The following is a 20,934-nucleotide window of genomic DNA, read 5'->3' as shown; positions in this document are numbered from 1 at the left end:
CGAACTCGTTCAGCGTTTCCATCAGTACCAGTGTGCCCCCGCCGATAATGGCGGGACGCGACAGCGGCAGGGCAATGCGCTTGAACATGCGCCAGGGGCCAAGGCCCAGAGTGCGACCGACATCGAGTGCGCTTACCGACTGCTCCATGAAAGAGGCCCGGGCAAGCAGGTAGACATAGGGATAGAGCACCATGGTGATCAGCAGGGACGCGCCACCCAACGATCGAATATCCGGAAAATAGTAGTCGCCAAACTCCCAGCCAAACCAGTCACGCAGGGTACTCTGTAATGGCCCGGCGAACTGCAGGAAATCGGTGTAGGCGTAAGCTATGACGTAGGTCGGTACAGCAAGGGGTAGTAAAAGTGCCCACTCGAACAGGCGCCTCCCGGGAAAACGGCACATCACCACCAGCCAGGCACAGGCGGTGCCGATTAGGGTGGTGCCAATAGCCACCGACAGGCTCAGAATCACAGTGTTGCTCAGATAGCTTCCGAGCACGGTGCTGACCAGGTGCCGCCAGACCTCACCGGACGGGAAAAACACGTGGGCCAGTATGACCAGCACTGGCAGGGCCACCAGCAATGCAATCAAAAAGGTACTAAGTGTCCAAGCGTTGAAACGGCGCGCGTGATGATCGGCAGCGTCGGCCCCGATACCGGAGCCTGCCAAACCGCTTGTTTTTAATGTCGTATAATCAGCCATAAAGCCTATTAAGTGCAGGTAAGTTTCCGGAGGATAAGGAACGCATTGACGTTATGATAAATGACCACGGGAAAATCACGAACCTGACAATGCTATACCGATGCTCGTGTAACTATATCCTACAGTCGGTGCATGCTTAACTGGAGTCTAGACTTACGCCAGTCCACCAGAACATCTTTGCCAATCATCAGACTTACCCGGAACGAAATCCAACCGCTGGCTCATCCCGGCGTGGCTATCGGGGCCGCTGTGTAATAGAAGCGAGAAGCTCAAAAAGACATTACTAGTATTCGCTATAGGCTCTTAACCAATCGCCAATGCTTTGTCGAGCCGCCCCAGAACCAAATTATTATCGTCAGCCAGATAGGGAACCTGGATCTTGCCACTAAGCTTACTGAGTTCGTCCCGATACCCTGGCTGTCCCTCTGGGCAAGCTCTATTCAGCACATTTAGATCCTATCCTTTCACCACTTCACGAACCGCACGACAGTATTGACAACCCTTCACGTAATACGGCGCCAGCCACTGTTCAGACTGAGCTGCTCGAGTTATCGCAGATGTCCAGCTCCATCCACGAGTGTTAGAGAACGAGGTTGAGTATGAAGCTATACCAATCAGCACAGCGCCCTTTTAACTTGTCTGTACTCTGTGCTTTTGATGCAATAATGCATCACATTGGTGGACAATTCATGCATGGAGCTTCCCACGATTTTAGTGCCTACAGCAAATCTTCGCCTTTAACTACGAGCGCGAGCAACTGGACCTATTTGGAGGCTAGGCGCGTTAATAGTGAGGGAATAAAGAAACCAACTCATGTTTCATGACACTTACGTTCCGACGAATCTGGCCTCTTGGGCCGTGGCCCCGCCCCTAAACCCGGAAGCCATAACCCAACGAGCTCAAATCACTCCGCCAGCAAACCCACCAGGTAATCCGACAGGGTCTGATACTGATAATCTAACCTGGCATAGGCGTTTCTCGGCGCATCCTGGAACCGGGCACCACAACCGGCCACGGTTGTCACATCCAGCAGGTACGCCGTCTGGATCAGGTTTGGCAGGTCGGGGTTCAGGCTGTCGGCATCCAGCCGGGGGTAATAGAGCGACCACTGGAAGGCGCCATCACCGGGGCTGACCCCATCGAGATTAGCCGTTGCCGTGTCCAGGAACGGCAGTTTCAGCAATCGCTCTATGGCCAGTCCGTCCACGTCACGGGCGTCGTACTCATAGGCGCGGGGCCCGAAGTTGTTAGCGGCCTCTGTATTGCCGGCGTAATCAAACGGGAATAGTCGGGTGACATAGGGTGCCGCCTCATCAACCGGTGTTCGGTCGGTACCTTCAGGTTCGCAGGCGTCATCGGGCGTGGTGAAACTGAGTTCTGCTTCCGTCGCTTCCTCCGCCAGTACCCGGTAACCAGTCACCCAATTCGGCGCACCTGCCCCCAGCTCTTCCGATGGCGAGTTGGCGGCCAGTGTCGTGAAGGTTCGCCGCTCACCTCCCGCGCTCCCAAGGCGCTCAACCAACTCCACACCGGAATCGTCCTGGGTCCAGCTCCAGGACAGTTCCGGCGTTCCGTCCAGCTCTGAGCTCTCCGGAGAAACCGCCAGGGTTTGCTCGTGGCAGCTGGTTACGGTATCGAAGTACGCTTGCTGATTGTCCCAATCGAAGACAATTCGCTCGTGGATGGCCTCGCCCTCTTCCTCATAGCGCTGTCGACTTTGGCGGGAGAGAGAGGCTGACGGCAGCCACTGGGTTTTCAACTGCGCCATGTAACCGTTTACCTGGATCAGGCGGGCGAATTCGGGCAAAGAAGGCGCCAGGCACCCAAGACTGGACACGGAAAGCAGTTGCCCGTCTTCGGTGTAATCAAAAAACAGTTCCGCGGAGACATCGAGATCGGAGGTTCCGGTAGGCAGATCCTGCCCCCGTCTCGAATCCGCCGATACCTGCAGGCGGGTCAAGAGCACCGGATTGGCCAACTCCACTGGCACGTTAGGCAATGCCAGTGAATCGGTGTCCAGGTTCTCGTAATTGCCTGCCGCAGCCGCATCAACGATGGCAATAACATCGCCTGCGTTCTGCACCAGGGAATACCCCAACAGGAAAACGGCATCCTTACTCAGTTGCCGCTCGGTACCATCGCTGTCAGGGCGCAAGAGCACTTCATTGTAACTATTCGGAATCTGGCTGGCCATGAAGCGGGCGAAGGCTCTGGCGTAGGCGTGGGCACGATGATCTCCGGCGAGGATATAGTCCTGCCAGAGATTCAGGCCATCCAGATCCGCTAACTGGCTTTCATTGACCGGGCTCAGGCTGTTGCGGCGGGCGGCGTCGGCGCGGAACCGGGCCAGGGTACTCAGTGGTGTCACGTTACGGATGCCGGGGCTGGCCGACATCAGGTAAGCCTGCTCAACAACCACGTCGCCCCGGGAGGTTTCCTCCAGGGTTTTGCCGGGAATGGCCAGGGCGTACAGCGGGTAATGCCTGGGGTCCAGATTAGGCCCAACGGATGGGTCCACGCTGAGTGCCGAGATATCGATGGAGAACCTGCCGCCCGGGCCACTGATGGCCGTGGGCTCGCCTTCGTCGAGAATCACCTCTGCGCCGTTGGCCAACTCCACTTCCAGCGGGCCCGGGGTGAATTGGCCATCACCATCAATATCCAGCCAGACTCGGGCATTGTTGAGGTAACCGTCAATCACGCGCCCCTGATATGGCGCAGGCTCGCTGTAATCAACCCCATCGAAATCTCGCCCGTCAACGGGCAAGCGATCGGATTCTTCACCGCAGCCGGCGATAACAAGAGACAGCAAAGGAACAGTAAGGGTGATCAGGCGTTTCATCGCGGCAACCATTTATCTTTATTAGTGCCGCTACTTTAGGAGATGTGATCGGTACAGACCTTGACAGGCTTGGCAAATTGTAAAGTTTGGTAACAGGCAAGCCCCGGAATGTGCCGGGGCTTGCACTTACAGGGCTCCGATCAGAACGACCGGGCCACGATTTCCTTCATGATTTCGTTGGTGCCGGCGTAGATGCGCTGAACCCGCGAGTCTGCCCAGGCCCGGGCGATCGGGTATTCCCACATGTAACCGTAGCCGCCGTGCAGCTGCACGCATTCGTCCATCACCTTGCACTGCAGATCGGTGGTGTGCTGCTTGAGCATGGCGGCGGTGGGAATGTCCAGCTTCTTGGCCAGGTGCAGTTCCAGGCAGCGGTCGGTAAACACGCGGGCGGCGGTGATCTCGGCTTTCAGTTCCGCCAGCTTGAAGCGGGTGTTCTGGAACGCGATAACCGGTTTACCGAAGGCCTTGCGCTCTTTCACGTAGTCCAGAGTCCACTGCCAGGCAGCCTCGGCGGCCGCCACCGCGGTCAGCGCCACTTGCAAGCGCTCCGCCGGCAGTTCCTGCATCAGTTGGAAGAAGCCCTGCCCTTCCATGGCGCCCAGCAGGTTGTCTGCCGGCACTTTTACATCCTGGAAGAACAGCTCGGAGGTATCCTGGGCCTTCATGCCCACCTTGTTCAAGTTCTGACCTTTCTCGAAGCCTTCCCAGGCGGTTTCCACCAGCAAAAGGCTGGTGCCCTTGGCGCCTTCCTTGGGGTCGGTCTTGGCAACAACGATCACCAGGTCCGCCAGCTGGCCGTTGGTGATAAAGGTTTTGGAGCCGTTCAGAATATAGTGATCGCCCTGGCGAATCGCGGTGGTTTTTACACCCTGAAGGTCGGAACCCGCGCCCGGTTCGGTCATGGCGATGGCGGTGATCATTTCACCCGAGGCCATTTTGGGCAGATATTTCTGCTTCTGCTCTTCTGAGCCGTAGTTCAGGATGTAGGGCGCAACGATATCGGAATGCAGCCCCCAGCCGATGCCAGACAAACCGGCCCGGGAGATTTCTTCCATGATGACCGCCGAGTAGCGGAAATCGGCGCCAACACCGCCATACTCTTCCGGCAGCATCGGGCACAGGAAACCCAGCTCGCCCGCCTTCCGCCAAAGCTCGCGGCTGACCTGACCGTCTTTTTCCCATTGCTCGTGATAAGGCGCGGCTTCCTGCTCCAGGAACTTGCGGACGGAATCGCGGAAGCCTTCAAGATCGGCGTCGAAAAGAGTACGTGGAATCATGCTGAACCTCGGTGAACGGGTTGGTTTATCGTTGTGTTCAGCAAGTCTGTGGCGGGGCGGGTTTTCGCTCAATGGTGAAAACCATCAATCGCTTTGGCCAAAACCAACGCCCCGGAAAGGGTTCAGTGTGCGTTCTTGTCGCCCCAGCGGGGAACCAGGGTTTGCGGCAAGTCGAGGTGGTCCAGAATGCGGGCCACCATAAAGTCCACCAAATCATCCAGCGACCGGGGGTTATGGTAGAAGCCCGGGCTGGCCGGCATGATCACCGCCCCCATGCGGGTGAGTTTGAGCATGTTTTCCAGGTGCACTTCGGAATACGGGGTTTCCCGCAGCACCAGGATCAGCTTGCGGCGTTCTTTCAGCGCCACATCGCCGGCCCGCTCAATCAGGTTGTTGCTGGCACCGGTGGCCAGCGCCGACAAGGTGCCGGTGCTGCAGGGGCAAATCACCAGCGGGGCTTTCTCGCCGGAGCCGGACGCCGGGGGCGAGAACCACTCTTCGCGGCCGAACACTTGTACCTGCCCGTCTTCCGCGCCCGAGTATGCCGACAGGGCCTCCGCCATGGCCGGGGTGGAACCCGGCAAGCGGAATTCGGTTTCGGTGGCGATCACCACCTGGGCTGCCTTGCTGATCATCACGTTCACCCGGCAACCGCTGGCCACCAGGCATTGCAGCAAGCGCAGCCCGTACTGGGCGCCAGACGCCCCGGTAAAGGCCAGGTTGATGTCCGGTGATTGCTCAGCCACGACGTTTCTCCAGTTCCGCCACCAGTTTTCGGTGGATTCCGCCAAAGCCACCGTTGCTCATGATCACAATGTGGCAGGTTTCCGGCAACTGCTCCACGGCCCGGGCAATCAGCGCCTCTACCGAGTCCTCGACCGTGTGGTGGTCCAGTTCGCCGTGCTCTGCCCGCCAGCCGTTCACCAGTTCCGGCAGCCAGTCCATTTCGCTGAGATTGCCCCAGAGCACCCGGTCTGCCGCCGCGGCACTGGGTATCAGGGTTTGCTGGTGCACACCCTGCTTCATGGTGTTGGAGCGGGGCTCGATGATGGCCAGAATCGGCTCTTCACCCACCCGGTTGCGCAGGCCTTCCAGGGTCAGGGCAATGGCGGTCGGGTGATGGGCAAAGTCGTCATACACACGCACACCGCCAACCTCACCCACCAGTTCCATGCGCCGCTTGACGCCGGAGAACCGGCACAGGGCCGCCACGGCGTGGTCCGGCGTAACACCCACGTGGCGGGCTGCGGCAATGGCGGAAAGTGCATTTCGCACGTTGTGCATGCCGGTCAGGTTCCACTTGAGGGTGGCAACCGGCTGTTCGTGGTGAATCACCATAAACCGGCTGCCATCTTCCGACAGCAGTTCCGCCCGCCAGTCTGCGGTGCGGTTGATTTCACTGCCGATGGCGGTGTCCTGCACCGGGCTCCAGCAGCCCATCGCCAGGGCTTTATCCAGGTGGCCATCCAGCGCCGGGCGTACGATCAGCCCCTGCGACGGCACGGTGCGCACCAGGTGATGGAACTGGCGCTCAATGGCTTCGACATTTTCGAAGATATCGGCGTGGTCGTATTCCAGGTTATTCAGAATCAGGGTGTTCGGGCGGTAGTGGACGAACTTGGAACGCTTGTCGAAAAAGGCGCTGTCGTATTCATCGGCCTCGATAACAAAGAAGTCGCTGCTGCCCAGCCGTGCCGAAACCGGAAAGTCCTGGGGTACACCACCCAGCAGGTAGCCGGCATCAAACCCGGCCTGGTCCAGAATCCACAGCAGCATGGCGGTGGTGGTGGTTTTGCCGTGGGTTCCGGCCACCGCCATCACCCAGCGGTGGCGCAGGACTTCCCGGGCCAGCCACTCGGGGCCAGACATATAGTCGATGCGCCGGTTCAGCACGGCTTCCACCTCCGGGTTGCCCCGGGACATGGCATTACCAATCAGCACCAGGTCCGGCTTGGGCTTCAGGTTCTCCACCCGGTAGCCTTCCATTAACGAGATACCCTGGGCCTCCAGCTGGGTGCTCATGGGCGGGTATACCCCCTGGTCGGAGCCGGTCACGGTGTGCCCCAACCCCCGGGCGATGACCGCCAGGCTGCCCATAAAAGTGCCGCAGATTCCCAGTATGTGTATGTGCATTCAGGTAAGGCCTCCGGTTTGAAACCTGCCAAGCCTCTACCATACTTTCTGCGGGGTCAAGGGCACGGTATATGCTCATGAAACTTCCACCTGATTCGCGTATGATTTGCGCCATCATTGAACCAGCAGGAGGCTTTAGCCCGAGATGGCTATCAAGAACGCATTTTATGCCCAGTCTGGCGGGGTTACCGCCGTTATCAATGCCAGCGCCTGTGGCGTTATCCAGACCGCACGCAAGCACACGGATAAAATAGGCAAGGTGTTTGCCGGTCGTAACGGCATTATCGGCGCCCTGAAAGAAGAGCTGATCGACACCAGCCTGGAATCAGACGACGCCATTGCCGCGCTGCTTCACACCCCGGGCGGCGCCTTTGGCTCCTGCCGCTACAAACTGAAAAACATCTCCGAGAACCAGCGCGAGTACGAGCGGCTGATCGAAGTCTTCCGCGCCCACGACATCGGCTACTTCTTTTACAACGGTGGCGGCGACTCTCAGGATACGGCGTACAAGGTCTCACAGATTGGTGAAAAAATGGGTTATCCGATCACCTGCATTGGTGTGCCCAAAACTGTCGATAACGATCTGCCGTTCACCGACTGCTGCCCGGGCTTCGGTTCGGTGGCCAAGTACATTGCCACCTCTACCCTGGAAGCCAGCCTGGATATCAAGTCCATGTGCGAAACCTCCACCAAGGTGTTCATCCTGGAAGTAATGGGCCGGCACGCGGGCTGGATTGCAGCGTCTGGTGGCTTGGCCGGCCAGGGTGAAGGCCAACCGCCGCACATCATTCTGTTCCCGGAAATTCCGTTCAACCGGGAGAAGTTCCTGGAGCGAGTCGACCAGTGTGTGAAAGATTACGGCTACTGCGTGGTAGTCGCCTCTGAGGGGGCCCAGTACGAAGACGGCCGCTTTGTGGCCGACGCCGGTGCCAAGGATGCCTTTGGCCATACCCAACTGGGCGGTGTTGCTCCGGCACTGGCCAACATGGTCAAACAGGCCCTGGGACACAAGTACCACTGGGCCGTTGCTGACTACCTGCAGCGGGCCGCCCGGCACATTGCCTCGGCCACTGATGTAGAGCAGGCGTATACCGTAGGCAAGGCCGCCGTGGAAATGGCAATAGCGGGCAAACAGGCGCTGATGCCCACCATCGTTCGCGAGCAGGCGAAACCCTACCGCTGGAGCATTGGTGAGGCCAACCTGAGCGAAGTGGCCAACCAGGAAAAGAAAATGCCGATCCACTACATTACCGATGACGGCTTTGGCATTACCCAGGATTGCCGGGACTACCTGCAGCCGTTGATCGAGGGCGAGAGCTTCCCGCCATTCGAGAATGGTCTGCCCAAGGTTGCGCACTTGAAAAACCAGCTGGTCGAGAAGAAGCTGAGGACTGAGTTCAAGCTCTGATCTGGTCGTCATGAAAAAGCCCGGTCACCTCACGGTAGCCGGGCTTTTTTTGTACCTGAAAACGGATGGCAATCAGCGTGCTGTTGCGGCCTCATGGTCGCGAACGTAGCCATAAAAATCATCGAAACCGCCAACGTATTCGGAACCGACGAGAATCTGGGGCACGGTATACACAGGGCGGCCGATCTGGTCGGCAATATCCTGCTTGCTCATTCCCCGCGCGATCATATCGACCCAGATATACGGGATGTTCCTGGATTCACACAGGTCCCTTGCCCGAACACAAAAACCACAGCCTGTACGGCCATAAATAGTGACCTGCTCCATAACAACCTCCTGAATCCGGGTGAGCCCCAGGGCGAAACGAATGGTTCAATACTTGGACTAAATGATGACATGAGAAGCAACAATTGAAAATTGATGCTTCTCATGGCTGTGATAGTAAGGGGCGATACTGATCCTCTGCGTTAAGGCATCAGGTTTTCAGCCGGCCCAGTTCCCGGTCAAGCACTTGCACCTGGCCGTCCAGCGCGTCACCGCTCTGGCGGACCCGCTGTGCCAGTTCCCGCAGATCGTTGGCCGCATCGCCAATCTGGGTCAGGTTGCGGTTGATCTCTTCGCTCACCGAACTCTGTTCTTCGGCGGCCGTGGCCACCTGGGTAACGTGCTCGACAATGGTACCAATCCGCTCCACCACCGTGGCCAGTGAATGGTCCGCTTCGCGAGTGCCGTCTACAGCAGTGGTTGCTCGCTCTACACCACCCTGAATGACGGTTACCGCGCCGTCCACATCGCCTTTGAGGCGTTCGATCATATCGCTGATTTCGTCAGTGGATTCCCGGGTTTTCGACGCCAGGGTTCGCACTTCGTCGGCCACCACCGCAAAGCCCCGGCCCTGCTCGCCGGCCCTGGCCGCCTCAATGGCCGCATTCAGTGCCAGCAGGTTGGTCTGTTCGGCAATGCCGCGAATCACTTCCAGGATTCGGTTGATCTCCTCGCTGCGCTGTGCCACGTGGCCGATGGCGGAGCTAGCCTGCTCCATATCCCCCGCCAGTGCATCGACACCCTTGAGCGCCGCGCCCAGGGTATCCTGGGTAAACCGAATGCCATCCCGGGCGGCCCGGGCATTGTCGGCAGCCTCACCGGCAAAGCCTGCCACTTCGCCGGCGGCGGCAGACATCTCGTTCATGGCGGTGACGACGCTGTCGATGTCCTGATGCTGTCGCGACGTCTGGTCGTCAGTATCACGGGCGATGGCGCCCACGTCTGCAGCCTGGCCTCGCACCTGGGCATTCACCTCTTTCAGGTCATTGATCATTTCCCGCAGGCGAGCCAGGAAAGCGTTGAAGCCACCGGCCAGGTCAATCAGCTCGGCGTGGGTGTCTATATCAAGTTCCCGGGTAAGGTCCCCTTCTGCACTGGCCAGGTTGCGCATCCGGTCCCGAATTTCATCCAATGGCCGGGTTACTGAACGCACCAGCAGAATCAACACGGCAATGGCAATCAGTACCACCACCACACCCACCATGGTCTGCCGCGCCGCCGTATCGGACACTTCGGAAGACAACAGGCCGGTAATTTCCTCAACACTGGCCAGGGCCACTGAGCGCGGCAATTCAATCAACAATGACCATTCGGTGCCGGGTAACTGCACTTCCACAGGATAGGCCACCGCCAGGGTCTGCCCATCATCAAACCGGCCGCCACGCTGGTGCAGGCGGACAAATTCATCAGCCAGGTCTGGCACGGCTTCCTGTAATGGCCGGCCGAGGTGGGACTGATAATGGCTGGATGCGGCAATCAGCCCACCCTCGCTTAACAGTGACACCCGGGACTCACCATCAAACAACGCCTGGCTGACACCAGCAATCGTGGCTTGCAGTGTGGACAGGTTAATATCCACACCGGATACACCGGCAAACTCACCGTTGTTCAGAATCGGCACCACCAGGCTGGTCATCAGCTCAGAGTAACCCTCCTCGATTTCGTACTCGTAAGGCTCCATCAGGCAGGGTTTGAGGGAATCCCGGGGACACAGATACCACTCTGCTTCACGAATGCCGAATTCGTTCCGGTTGTCGAGGTACTTGGTGGACGGGTCTTCGGTGCGGTTGAACAACACATTGCCCTGAGGATCACGGTAATAGTAGATCTCCAGGGTGCCTTCATCACTGCTGTGTTCCTCTACACCGTCGGTGAAATAGATGTCCATACCATCGTATGCGTCAGGTTCAAACTGGGCGTAAATGGAACTTAAATGCTGCTGTTCGGACAGAATGGTTCCGATGGTTTCCTGAAGATCCCGGCGGCTGATGCGGCCGGAACTGTCCGATTCAATGTTGCGGGTGATCAGGCTGCGCACCACTTCCGGCGTCTGGTAGGCGGTTTCGAACAGGCCGGTCACCATTTCACCGTATTGCCCCGCCGTTGCGCTCAGCTGGTCCATGACAATATTCTGCACGGTATCGCGGGTTTCCCGGGACAATCGCTCTTCCATCGAAGCAAGTGATAACTGGGCAGTCACCACAATACTGATGCCCATTACCAGTAGCAGTGAGATAACCAGACCATAGAGCTTGAAGCGAAGCGACAAGTGTTTCATAAACCGCGAAACCTTTGTTAATGAACCTTTACTGACAATACTAGAGCATGGAGGCGCCCTTGGCGTATCTGACCCTCTTTTTCACCGCATTCGCCGCCGCCACATTGCTGCCAGCCTATTCCGAGCTGCTGCTGGGCACGCTGGCCAGTCAGGGCCTGCCGCTATTCTGGCTGTGGTTCTGGGCCACACTGGGCAATACGCTGGGGTCAGTCGTTAATGGAGTTATCGGCCGGCAGGTGGATCGCTTTAAGCATAAACGATGGTTTCCGGTCAGCGAACTGCAGCTGCACAAGGCCCGCAACCGGTTCAACCGCTACGGGCAATGGTCACTGTTGCTGGGCTGGCTGCCGATTGTTGGAGATCCGCTGACCCTGGTGGGTGGCATCATGCGCGTGCCCTGGCTCAACTTTGTGATCCTGGTGGGTATCGGAAAGGGCCTGCGCTATGCCTTCGTGATCTGGGTAGTGCTGGAAGCCACCGGATTTGCCTCATCGGCGCCATCACCGTAAAGGTATTTGCGCAACAGGTCTTCGCCGTTGAACTCCGCGTGCATCACCGCGATGAAGGTATACACCCCGATCAACTTTCGGTTGAGGAACACGAATTCCTTCGGGGGCACCCGGAAGTACCGACTGATGGCTGAGCGGGCCGCGTGTTTGGCTACCCGCGAAGGCAGGTCGCTCTGCTTCCAGCGGTACTGGCCACTGGCGTTCACGGCATAATCCGGCCACTGGCTGCGGTCCCGGGCCAGGGGTTCCAGCACCGACATACACACCGAACCAAACTTCTCCAGAACTTCCTCTGGCCAATCCCGGCTCATGAACCGGAGGGTAACGCCGCCTTCAATCACCTGATCCAGATCCTGCTCGTAAGACGCGCGAATCATCTGGATAACCGGATCAAGAAAGGCCGGTGAATAACTTTGAACGGCACCAAAGTCCAGAAGCACGATGCGGTCATAGTCTTCGTCACCACCTTCCTCGCCGGCAATCCGGATGCGGTAGTTCCCGAAGTTCGGGTCTGTCTGGATTTCGCCCCAGTCAAACAGCTCCCGGAAGAACAACTCCAGCGCCGCCTCGCCCAGGGCACTGCGGCGTTCCAGCGGCAAATCCCGTACCGCCGGGGAGCCAACGGAATGGCCGTGCTCGTAGGTAGAAGCGATGATGTGATCGGTCGAATACTCCTGTAATACCCTGGGCACAACAAACCTTGGGTCGGAGCCCAGCATGTTGCGGAATTTCTCGGTGGTCCTGGCCTCCAGGCGGTAATCCACTTCCCGGTGCATCATCTGCCGGACTTCTTCGAGCCAGTCATTGAATTCCGGGCCGAAGCTCACCAGCCGGGCCACTTTCAATAACTGCGCCACAGCATTCAGGTCACTGTCCACGGCATCAGCAACGCCGGGGTATTGCACCTTGAGCACTAACTCCAGGCCGTCACTGCGGCGCGCCGCCCGGTGCACCTGGCCAAGGGAGGCTGCACCGATTGGTTCCGGATCGACCTCCAGCTCTGCGAGCTTTTCGGCACCAATCTCGGCCTTCAGTACCCGTTCGATCGCCGGCCATTCCAGCGACGTGGTCTGGTCTTCCAGCGTATGCAGGGCTTCGGTCACCTCTTCTGGCAAAAAATGCTCGCCATAGAGCGCCATCACCTGGCCGATCTTGACCACGCTGCCTTTCAGCCGGCCCAACTCATCCACCAGGAAACGCGCCTGGCTCGACAACATCGCCCGATGGCGCTGCTCCCTCGTGTCCTTGTTGCTGAACCAGTTGGTGGCCATGTGTGATGCCATGCGGGTGCCTGCAAACAGCCCGGCCTTGGTCAGGGAAAGCCTGCGCTCGAAGCTGCCGGTTTTGATGCGGGACACGGATTTTCCGGGGCGTCTGGAAGACATGGATAACCTGTATGTTCAGAAAATGTTGGCGTTTCGACCGCGCCCGGGACCGTTTCCCCGACGCCATTGCTGCATTATACGGATCACAAGCGGTGACAACCTAACCTCTACGCCGTAAAAGCCGCGTTTCCGCAGCCAATATGGATAAAATTTGTTCACCGTAAATATGTTCAGAGCGATGGTTACGATTTAACACAGTCTCGAGTCACAATGCGTTCTAGAATTGGTTAACAGGAACAATGTGACTTTCGTCAATTACAATAAAGGCCAAGACATGAAGCCTTCAACAACCAGAACACCTGACTCTGAACTTTCCCAGTTCCGGGTGAAAGGTGAGATCCCGGTACCGGCCCTGATTAACGGGCTTACGGCGGCGGCTGTGCCGCTACTGCTGTTTTTTTCCTGGCGTTCCATGCAGCAGGGAGACTCGGTGACTGCCCCCTTCCTGATTGGTTTCGCTGTGTTGCTGGCGATCAACAGCCTGTCTTTTCTGTTCGTGGGCCACAAGACCTTTCATCGCCGGGTCTTTATCACCCTGATCACCGCGCTGTTTACCTATCTGGCAACGCAGGCAGTGGAGGACGGTTCAGCAATTATCTGGCTGTTTGCCTACCCACCGATTATTTTCTACATCAGTGAGGCCCGGGTCGGTATTTACGCCTGCCTCGGTGGCTGGCTGGCCGTTCTGGTGTTGTTCAGCCCGATTGGCGACGCCTTGTTTGCGTCTCCCTACAATGCCACCTTCCGCCTTGTCATGATCATCGTCCTGGCGTTCGTCATGGTGACCTGCTACATCCTTGACCAGAGCCGCCGGCGCAGCAAGCTCGGTCTGATCAAGTTGGCCAAGGAGTTTGAGTACGCAGCAAAACACGACGCGCTGACCGGGCTGGCCAATCGGCGCGAAGGCCTGGAGCAACTGGATAATGAATATCAACGTTACCTGCGAAGCGGGCGCGGCTTTTCAGTCCTGCTGATGGACATCGACCTGTTCAAGAGTGTGAACGACACCTACGGCCACCAGGCCGGCGACGAGATGATTGTTCTGGTCGCAAGAACGCTGGCCAGCCAGTGCCGCAAGGTAGACACCATTGCCCGCTGGGGCGGCGAGGAGTTCCTGATTCTGCTCCCGGAAACCTCATTAGCGGATGCCTATGCCTCCGCCGAACGGATACGGCAGGCGGTATCCAGCCAGACCATTACCGTGGATGGAAAGGTTATTCGGGCCACCATCAGTATTGGCGTGGCAACGATACAGGGGTCGGAGTCGATTGACCGCCTGCTGCAGCGATCAGACGAAGCGCTCTACCAGGCCAAGTCCGAGGGCCGCAACCGTACCTGCCAGGCCAGCGTCGCCGCCTGAGCATCATTGCCAGCCCTGTCGCAGCTCCACCTGCTGGCGGTCGAGACCGCTGACCAGCTCGTGAACAAGCCTATGCTCCAGGCTGTACACGCTGGCTTCCGGTTCGAAATCACTGACCTGGCACATGGACATACCGGCGTAGCCGCAGGGATTAATGCGGCTGAACGGCTCCATATCCATATTGACGTTGAGCGCCAGACCATGGAACGAGCAACCCCGGCGTACCCGCAACCCCAACGAGGCAATCTTGGCGCCGTTGACATAGACACCGGGCGCATCCTGCCTTGGCGCCGCCTCGATGCCCGATTGCGCAAGCGTGCGAACAATGGCCTGCTCGATGTGATCCACCAGCTCCCGAACACCCAGTTTGCAACGGGGCAGATCGATCAGTAGATAGATAACAAGCTGGCCGGGGCCGTGGTAGGTCACCTGCCCGCCCCGGTCCACCTGAATCACCGGGATATCGCCCGGCAACAGAATATGCTCTGCCTTGCCCGCCTGGCCCTGGGTAAACACTCGCGGGTGCTCAAGGCACCACAGCTCATCCACGGTGGTTTCGTCCCGGTTGGCGGTGAAGGTTTTCATCGCTTCCCAGGCTTCCATGTAGGGCTGCTGGCCCAATGAACGGACAATCAGGTCAGCCATGGCGTCAGAGCACCATGTGCACGCGACCGCTCGCTTTCAGATCTTCGAACAGGGCCTTGAGCTGCGCTTCTCCCGTGGCAACAATCTTGAGCTGCACCGAGGAAAATCGACCTTTGCTACTGTCCGTCACCGAAATATCGGTTTCGCTGATCCCGGGAGCGTGCTGCTCCACAACTTCCACGACAAACTCGGTGAAATCCGGAGCGGAATTGCCGATCACCTTGATGACGTAGTCACAGGGAAACTCGATCTTCGGCGCTTTTGGCTCACTCATGCCAGATACCCCCCGATGCCCGGCTGGCTTTCGCCGACCACCTTAATTGAACAGTTGTACGAAAAACAGTTTGACAGCATCCCAAAGCCGTTTGAAAACGCTACCCTGCTGCACGTCCGTCAGTGCCAGTGCAGGCTCATCCACCAGCACCTCACCGTCGAGCATAACCTGGATACGGCCCAGCTCATCCCCCACCTTGATGGGTGCCTTGATGACAGAATCAAGGTCTACGGTTGATTCAAGCTTATCCCGGGCACCACGGGGAATCATTACGAACACATCCTCCGCCAGGCCTACAGAAATCTGATCGCTCTTGCCACCCCAGACCTTGGCATCCACCAGCTCCTGACCGGCCCGGAACAGGCGCTCCGTCTCATAGTAACGGAAGCCATAGTTCAGCATCTTCTGAACTTCGCGGGCCCGCACCTCAGCACTGCTGGCTCCCATCACAGCGGCAATCAGCCGGGTGTTGTCCCGCTTGGCGGAGGCCACCAGGCAGTAACCGGCTTCTTCAGTATGGCCGGTTTTCAGGCCATCGACACTTTCATCCCGCCACAACAGACTGTTCCGGTTCGGTTGACGGATGTTGTTGTAGGTAAAGCTTTTCACCGCATACAACGGGTAGTTCTCCGGGTAGTCCTCAATAATGGCCTTGGCCAGCAGGGCCAGGTCATAAGCGGTGGAATACTGATTAGGATGTGGCAACCCGGTGGAATTCTCAAAGTTGGTATTGTTCATGCCCAACTGGCGCGCCTGCTGGTTCATGATATCCACGAAGGCATCTTCACTACCGGCCACAAACTCCGCCAACGCGACGGAGGCGTCGTTGCCAGATTGAATAATCACGCCCTTAAGAAGATCTTCCACGGATACCTGTGTACCCTCCCGAACAAAGGTCCGGGAGCCGCCGGTTCTCCAGGCCTTGACGCTGATCGGTACCATGTCCGTCATGGAAATTCGGCCTTCATCCAGCTCGCGCTCAACGATGTAGGCCGTCATCATCTTGGTCAGGCTGGCCGGCGGCAGTCGTTCATGGCTGTTATGCTCCATGATGACACGACCACTAAGAGGGTCTTTCAGCACCCAGGAACTGCCTGCGATCTGGGGCGGAGACGGAATCAAAGCCGACTGGGCAACCGCCTGCCCCACCAGCAGGAGGGCCAGGGACAAGACAAAAACAAAGCTGCGAATCACTGAATTAAAAGCCATGGGTAGGTTCATTCGTCGTAAGGTGTATTTTCTTCTGGGGTTTCAGGAATCAGTGGCTGTCGGTCAGCACGATAGACTGACCAAAGCCCCGGGATTCCAGTAAATTCTGTGCATGACGGGCCTCGGACTCATCACTGAATGGCCCTATCTGGGCCCGGTGGAAGCGGCCAGAGCCTGTTGTCACTTCGCGCACCCGCATCGGGGTTTCGATGACTCCCCGCGCCTTTGCCAGCAAGGCCTCCGCCGGGTCGCGCTGGCTGAACGAGCCGAGCTGAACAAACAGCCCACTGCTCCCGCCCGCCGATTGGCCCGGCACCGGAGCAGCGGCGACAGCAGGTGCCCCGACACCCGGCTTGAACGGTTTGCCGGCCAGCGTCATGGAGCCATCTTCGCGAACGGTGATCGCCGCCACCTCAACCCTTGCGGTACCCTTGGATTTGTAGCCAAGTTTCTTGGCCGCCGCATAGGACAGGTCTATCAGCCGGTCATCGTGAAACGGCCCGCGATCGTTCACCCGAACAATCACCGACTGGCCGTTTTCAAGGTTCGTCACCCGGGCATAACTCGGTATGCGCAGGGACTTGTGGGCGGCAGACATCGAATACATGTCGAATATCTCGCCATTGGACGTTTTGTGACCATGGAACTTCTCGCCGTACCAGCTGGCGATGCCGCGGACGACGTAGCCGTCGTTACTGTCCATCACCCGGTATGTTTTACCCCACACCTTGTACTGCGCCATATTGCCGGCATTCCGGGGCTGTTCGTAGCGAGGAACCGCATCTTGCAGGCCCGAGACATCGAAATTCCCGGAAGGAGCTCTATCCTGTTTGATCGTATAGCGTGATGAGTGATCCGGCTCTGAAGATGTCGACTTGGGCGTACTGGAGCAACCCGCAAGAACCAGGCTTACCAGCACCCCCAACCACATTGTTCTTTGTTCCCTGATCATTATGTTCGGCAACCCATGCATCTTCATCCGGTACCCAGCCTTAGTGACCTGTAATATTGTAACGGGTTCCCGGCAGGATTCACCATTACCGGCAAGCCATCATCGCTTACACCCGCTACGCAGAGATCATACGGCGATGGGTATGAATCGACATCAGCACCCCGAACGCTGCCATCAAGGTTACCCCGGACGTGCCACCATAGCTGACCAGTGGCAGGGGCACACCCACCACGGGCAGCAATCCACTGACCATGCCCACATTCACAAAAACGTAGATAAAGAAGGTCATGGTCAAGGCACCTGCCAGTAGACGACTGAATGAATCCTGGGCGGTGACCGCAATATACAGGCAACGAAGAATGATCAGGAAGTACAGGGTCATCAGCAGCAACATGCCAATAAAACCGAATTCCTCCGCCAGCACCGCCACGATGAAATCCGTGTGGCTTTCGGGCAGAAACTCCAGATGGGATTGGGTACCCTGCAACCAGCCCTTGCCATCCACGCCACCGGAACCAATCGCGGTTTTTGACTGAATGATGTTCCAGCCGGCCCCGAGAGGGTCACTCTGAGGGTCAAGCAAGGTCAGCACGCGCTGCTTCTGGTAGTCCCTCATGACAAAAAACCACATCATCGGCGCAGACACCGATACCAGCGCAAAAAATGCCGAAATCAGTTTCCAGCTCATGCCAGCAAAGAACACGACGAATATCCCGGCCATACCCACCAGCAGTGAAGTACCAAGGTCTGGCTGCTGAACAATCAGGGCCATGGGCATCAACACGATGAACAACCCGACGGCAACGTGGGAAAGACGCGGCGGCAGGAAATGACGAGACAGGTACCAGGCGGCCATCATAGGCACGACCAACTTCATGAATTCCGAGGGCTGGAATCTGGGCAATCCGGGAATCGCCAGCCAGCGCTGGGCACCCTTGGCCCCCACGCCCACCAACAGAACGGCCACAAGCCCCACCATGCCAACAGCATAAAGCCACGGAGCCCAGCGCCTGAAAACGGCTGGGTCCAGTTGCGCAAACACAAACATCACCACCAGCGCCACACCAAACCGAATGCCCTGGGCCTTCACCACCTCAATGTTCCGGTCAGCGCCACTGTAAAGCACAAAAAGCCCGGCTCCCATGAGCAGCAACAGTAGCAAAAGCAGCAATGGATCAAGGTGAATGGCCGACCAGAAACCCCGCGAACGGCCAAGATTGTGATCGGCAGGGTTATTGAGCAAGCTCCCCAATGCCATCAGAGCCCTCCCTCCTGGTCAACCTGACTGATCACCGATGACTGGTCGGCCGCAGGAAACTCTTCGAGCCAGGCATCAAACAGAGCCCGGGCAACCGGTGCAGCGGTGGAGCTGCCACCACCACCGTTTTCAACAATGACAGCAAGCACAATCTTGGGGTTACGAGAGGGTGCAAAGCCAACGAAAAGAGCATGGTCTCGCAGGCGCTCTTTTATCTGTTCTTCATCATATTCTTCATCTTCTCCAAGGCTGAATACCTGAGCAGTACCGGTTTTCCCCGCTATCCTATAACTAGCATCCCTGCCAGATGAAAACGCCGTACCTCTTGGACCATGCATTACCTCTTCCATAGTCTCAACAACATATTCCCAATCGCCGGTATTTTTTAACCTTAACGGTTTGTGAGTTTCGGCGGGCAAAAACTCCTCAGGGGAACGGTCACCGCGAATATCTTTTAGCAGCCGGGGTTCAACCCATATACCGCGATTGGCAATCAGCGCTGTTGCCGTTGCCAGCTGCAGGGGTGTTGCCAGCATGAACCCCTGCCCAATACTCATATTCACGGAATCACCTGGGTACCAGGGTTCTCCCCGGGCCGCCCGCTTCCAATCTGCGGTCGGTAAAAGACCGTTCAACGCACCCGACACATCGAGAGTAGCATCTTCACCAAAGCCGAAATGGGCAAGGTATTCAGACATAACACCCACGCCCATTTCGGCGCCTATCTCGTAGAAATAAACATCATTTGATCGGGCCATAGAATACTTGAGGTCTACCCAGCCATCGCCAGACCGGTTCCAATTTCGGAAGCGCCGGCCACCTTCACGCAACTGAAAGTATCCGGGATCCCAGATCTTCCGTTCCCGGTCGGTCACGCCACTGTCCAGCGCCGCGATAGCCATCATGGGCTTGATCGTGGAACCTGGCGGATACTGGCCACGCAGGGCTCGATTGAACAATGGCTTATCAATGTCGGTACTGAGATTGCGGTAGTCTTCGACACTGATCCCGGTGACAAACTTGTTGGCATCAAAGCCCGGCACGCTGGCCAGCGCCAGGATGCCCCCCGTCTCCGGTTCTATTGCAACAATCGCGCCACGACGCCCTTCGAGCAGCTGATAAGCCTTACGTTGCAGGCGCAGGTCAAGGTGCAGCTGCAGGTCTTCGCCAGGCACTGGATTTACGCGCTCCAAAACCCGCAAAATACGACCCCGAGCGTTGGTTTCAACGTGTTGGTAGCCCACCGTTCCGTGTAAAACCTGCTCGTAGAACCGCTCGATACCGGATTTTCCGATGTAGTTGGTGCCGGCGTAGTTGACCGGATCAATACGCTGCAATTCTTCCCGGTTGATACGGCCGACAAAACCCAGTGCATGGGCCGTCAGTTCACTGTGGGGGTAATATCGAACCAGTTCAGCGCGAACTTCCACGCCGGGGAACTCATGCCGGTGCACCGCCATTCGGGCAATTTCCTCTTCGCCCAGATCGTAGCTAAGTGGCATTTCCTGGAAGGGCCGGCGGGGTTCACGAAGCCGCCTCTTAAACCGTTCTATGTCCTCCTCGGCGATGTCCAGAATCTCGGACAACCGGGCCAGGGTGGCCTCCATACCCGCCACGCGCTCTGGCACCAGTGTAAGGCTGAACACCGGGCGATTCTCTGCCAGCAGCAGATTGTTCCGATCGTAAACCAGGCCCCGGGGCGGTGGCACAGACTGGACCTGAACCCGATTTTTGTCTGACAGCGTGGTGTAGATCTCATGTTCGACAATCTGTAGCTGGTACATCCGCGCCAGCAGGCCGATCATCATTAGCAGGACGAACACCAGCATGACCACGGCACGGCGCTGGAACAGCCGGCGCTCCGCTGCAGTATCCTTGAATTCGCCCCAGGCCATGGAAACTCCTAGGCCCGGTGATACGGGTGGTTACGGGTGATCGACCAAGCGCGGTAGAGCTGCTCGGCGAGCACAATACGCACCAGGGGGTGGGGCAGGGTAAGCGGCGACAGAGACCACTGCTGGTCAGCTCGCTGCCGGCAGGCATCGGCCAGACCATCGGGGCCGCCTACCAGAAAACAAACATCCTGACCGTCTTGTTGCCAGCTCTCCAGGTGGCTGGCCAGTTTTTCCGTGGACCAGGGCCTGCCGCCCACTTCCAGGGCGATGACCCGGTCACGGGGGGCGACCGACGCCAGGATGGCATCGCTTTCACGCTGCATCAGCCGCGGAATGTCCGGGTTCTTACCCCGGTGAGCCATGGCAATTTCGGTCAGTTCCAGGGGCAGCTCCGGCGGCATCCGGCGAGCATAATCGTTATACCCCGTACTGACCCAGTCGGACATCTTCTGCCCCACACAGATCAGACGCAGTTTCAT

The 20,934-nt window shown here is 57.9% G+C and carries 18 protein-coding genes; 3 read left to right on the top strand and 15 right to left on the bottom strand.

What is annotated here, in order from left to right; translation table 11 throughout:
- The 5 genes from J122_RS15045 to mpl form a co-directional block, all read right to left on the bottom strand.
- Nucleotides 1-592, bottom strand: a 592-nt coding sequence (locus tag J122_RS15045) for an ABC transporter permease (RefSeq protein WP_227510230.1), incomplete at its 3' end; no start/stop codon positions are given.
- Nucleotides 593-1,607: 1,015 nt separating this feature from the next.
- Nucleotides 1,608-3,545, bottom strand: a complete 1,938-nt coding sequence (locus J122_RS15040; RefSeq protein WP_061333042.1) for a hypothetical protein — start codon at nucleotides 3,543-3,545, stop codon at nucleotides 1,608-1,610.
- Nucleotides 3,546-3,685: 140 nt separating this feature from the next.
- A complete protein-coding gene (locus J122_RS15035) occupies nucleotides 3,686-4,825 on the bottom strand; it encodes an acyl-CoA dehydrogenase family protein (RefSeq protein ID WP_061333041.1) in 1,140 nt (379 codons plus the stop codon).
- Between the two features lie 122 nt (nucleotides 4,826-4,947).
- Nucleotides 4,948-5,571: a flavin prenyltransferase UbiX gene (locus tag J122_RS15030; RefSeq protein ID WP_061333040.1), complete on the bottom strand. Its 624-nt coding sequence runs from the start codon at nucleotides 5,569-5,571 to the stop codon at nucleotides 4,948-4,950.
- Nucleotides 5,564-6,958 carry a UDP-N-acetylmuramate:L-alanyl-gamma-D-glutamyl-meso-diaminopimelate ligase gene (gene mpl, locus J122_RS15025; protein WP_061333039.1) on the bottom strand — a complete coding sequence of 465 codons (1,395 nt, stop codon included), beginning with the start codon at nucleotides 6,956-6,958 and terminating at the stop codon, nucleotides 5,564-5,566. Before mpl ends, J122_RS15030 begins: the two co-directional genes overlap by 8 nt.
- Before the next feature lie 145 nt (nucleotides 6,959-7,103).
- On the opposite strand from mpl, the gene J122_RS15020 reads away from it, so the two are divergent.
- Entirely contained in the window at nucleotides 7,104-8,366 is a 1,263-nt protein-coding gene (locus J122_RS15020; RefSeq protein ID WP_061333038.1) for a 6-phosphofructokinase, read from the top strand.
- A gap of 72 nt (nucleotides 8,367-8,438) precedes the next feature.
- Here J122_RS15020 and J122_RS15015 read toward each other — a convergent pair whose 3' ends face one another.
- Nucleotides 8,439-8,693, bottom strand: a complete 255-nt coding sequence (locus J122_RS15015) for a GrxA family glutaredoxin (RefSeq protein ID WP_061333037.1) — start codon at nucleotides 8,691-8,693, stop codon at nucleotides 8,439-8,441.
- 148 nt (nucleotides 8,694-8,841) lie between these two features.
- On the bottom strand, nucleotides 8,842-10,968 hold the full coding sequence (locus tag J122_RS15010) for a methyl-accepting chemotaxis protein (RefSeq protein ID WP_061333036.1): 2,127 nt from the start codon (nucleotides 10,966-10,968) through the stop codon (nucleotides 8,842-8,844).
- Between the two features lie 59 nt (nucleotides 10,969-11,027).
- On the opposite strand from J122_RS15010, the gene J122_RS15005 reads away from it, so the two are divergent.
- Entirely contained in the window at nucleotides 11,028-11,477 is a 450-nt protein-coding gene (locus J122_RS15005; protein ID WP_061333035.1) for a YqaA family protein, read from the top strand.
- Here J122_RS15005 and J122_RS15000 read toward each other — a convergent pair.
- Nucleotides 11,411-12,862: an ABC1 kinase family protein gene (locus J122_RS15000; protein WP_061333034.1), complete on the bottom strand. Its 1,452-nt coding sequence runs from the start codon at nucleotides 12,860-12,862 to the stop codon at nucleotides 11,411-11,413. The genes J122_RS15005 and J122_RS15000 overlap by 67 nt on opposite strands.
- A 274-nt stretch (nucleotides 12,863-13,136) precedes the next feature.
- On the opposite strand from J122_RS15000, the gene J122_RS14995 reads away from it, so the two are divergent.
- Nucleotides 13,137-14,222 (top strand): GGDEF domain-containing protein, encoded by a 1,086-nt coding sequence (locus J122_RS14995; RefSeq protein ID WP_058091020.1) that lies wholly within the window; start codon nucleotides 13,137-13,139, stop codon nucleotides 14,220-14,222.
- Nucleotides 14,223-14,225: 3 nt separating this feature from the next.
- On the opposite strand, the gene lipB is transcribed toward J122_RS14995, so the two are convergent.
- From lipB to rlmH, 7 genes are all read right to left on the bottom strand, one after another.
- On the bottom strand, nucleotides 14,226-14,867 hold the full coding sequence (gene lipB, locus J122_RS14990; RefSeq protein WP_058090965.1) for a lipoyl(octanoyl) transferase LipB: 642 nt from the start codon (nucleotides 14,865-14,867) through the stop codon (nucleotides 14,226-14,228).
- A 4-nt stretch (nucleotides 14,868-14,871) separates the two neighbouring features.
- The gene (locus J122_RS14985; protein ID WP_058090966.1) at nucleotides 14,872-15,141 is read right to left on the bottom strand and encodes a YbeD family protein; all 270 of its coding nucleotides are present in this window, start codon (nucleotides 15,139-15,141) and stop codon (nucleotides 14,872-14,874) included.
- 42 nt (nucleotides 15,142-15,183) lie between these two features.
- On the bottom strand, nucleotides 15,184-16,350 hold the full coding sequence (locus J122_RS14980) for a D-alanyl-D-alanine carboxypeptidase family protein (RefSeq protein ID WP_058090967.1): 1,167 nt from the start codon (nucleotides 16,348-16,350) through the stop codon (nucleotides 15,184-15,186).
- Nucleotides 16,351-16,399: 49 nt separating this feature from the next.
- Nucleotides 16,400-17,302, bottom strand: a complete 903-nt coding sequence (locus J122_RS14975; protein ID WP_058090968.1) for a septal ring lytic transglycosylase RlpA family protein — start codon at nucleotides 17,300-17,302, stop codon at nucleotides 16,400-16,402.
- Between the two features lie 115 nt (nucleotides 17,303-17,417).
- Complete coding sequence (gene rodA / locus J122_RS14970) at nucleotides 17,418-18,560, bottom strand: rod shape-determining protein RodA (protein WP_058090969.1); 1,143 nt, start codon at nucleotides 18,558-18,560, stop codon at nucleotides 17,418-17,420.
- Nucleotides 18,560-20,455 (bottom strand): penicillin-binding protein 2, encoded by a 1,896-nt coding sequence (mrdA, locus tag J122_RS14965; protein ID WP_058090970.1) that lies wholly within the window; start codon nucleotides 20,453-20,455, stop codon nucleotides 18,560-18,562. The genes rodA and mrdA overlap by 1 nt, the downstream gene beginning before the upstream one ends.
- A gap of 8 nt (nucleotides 20,456-20,463) precedes the next feature.
- Nucleotides 20,464-20,934, bottom strand: a complete 471-nt coding sequence (gene rlmH, locus J122_RS14960; protein WP_058090971.1) for a 23S rRNA (pseudouridine(1915)-N(3))-methyltransferase RlmH — start codon at nucleotides 20,932-20,934, stop codon at nucleotides 20,464-20,466.

It is taken from the genome of Marinobacter excellens LAMA 842, from assembly GCF_001574445.1.
GTDB lineage: Bacteria > Pseudomonadota > Gammaproteobacteria > Pseudomonadales > Oleiphilaceae > Marinobacter > Marinobacter shengliensis.
This window is presented reverse-complemented; position numbering and strand designations above follow the sequence as displayed.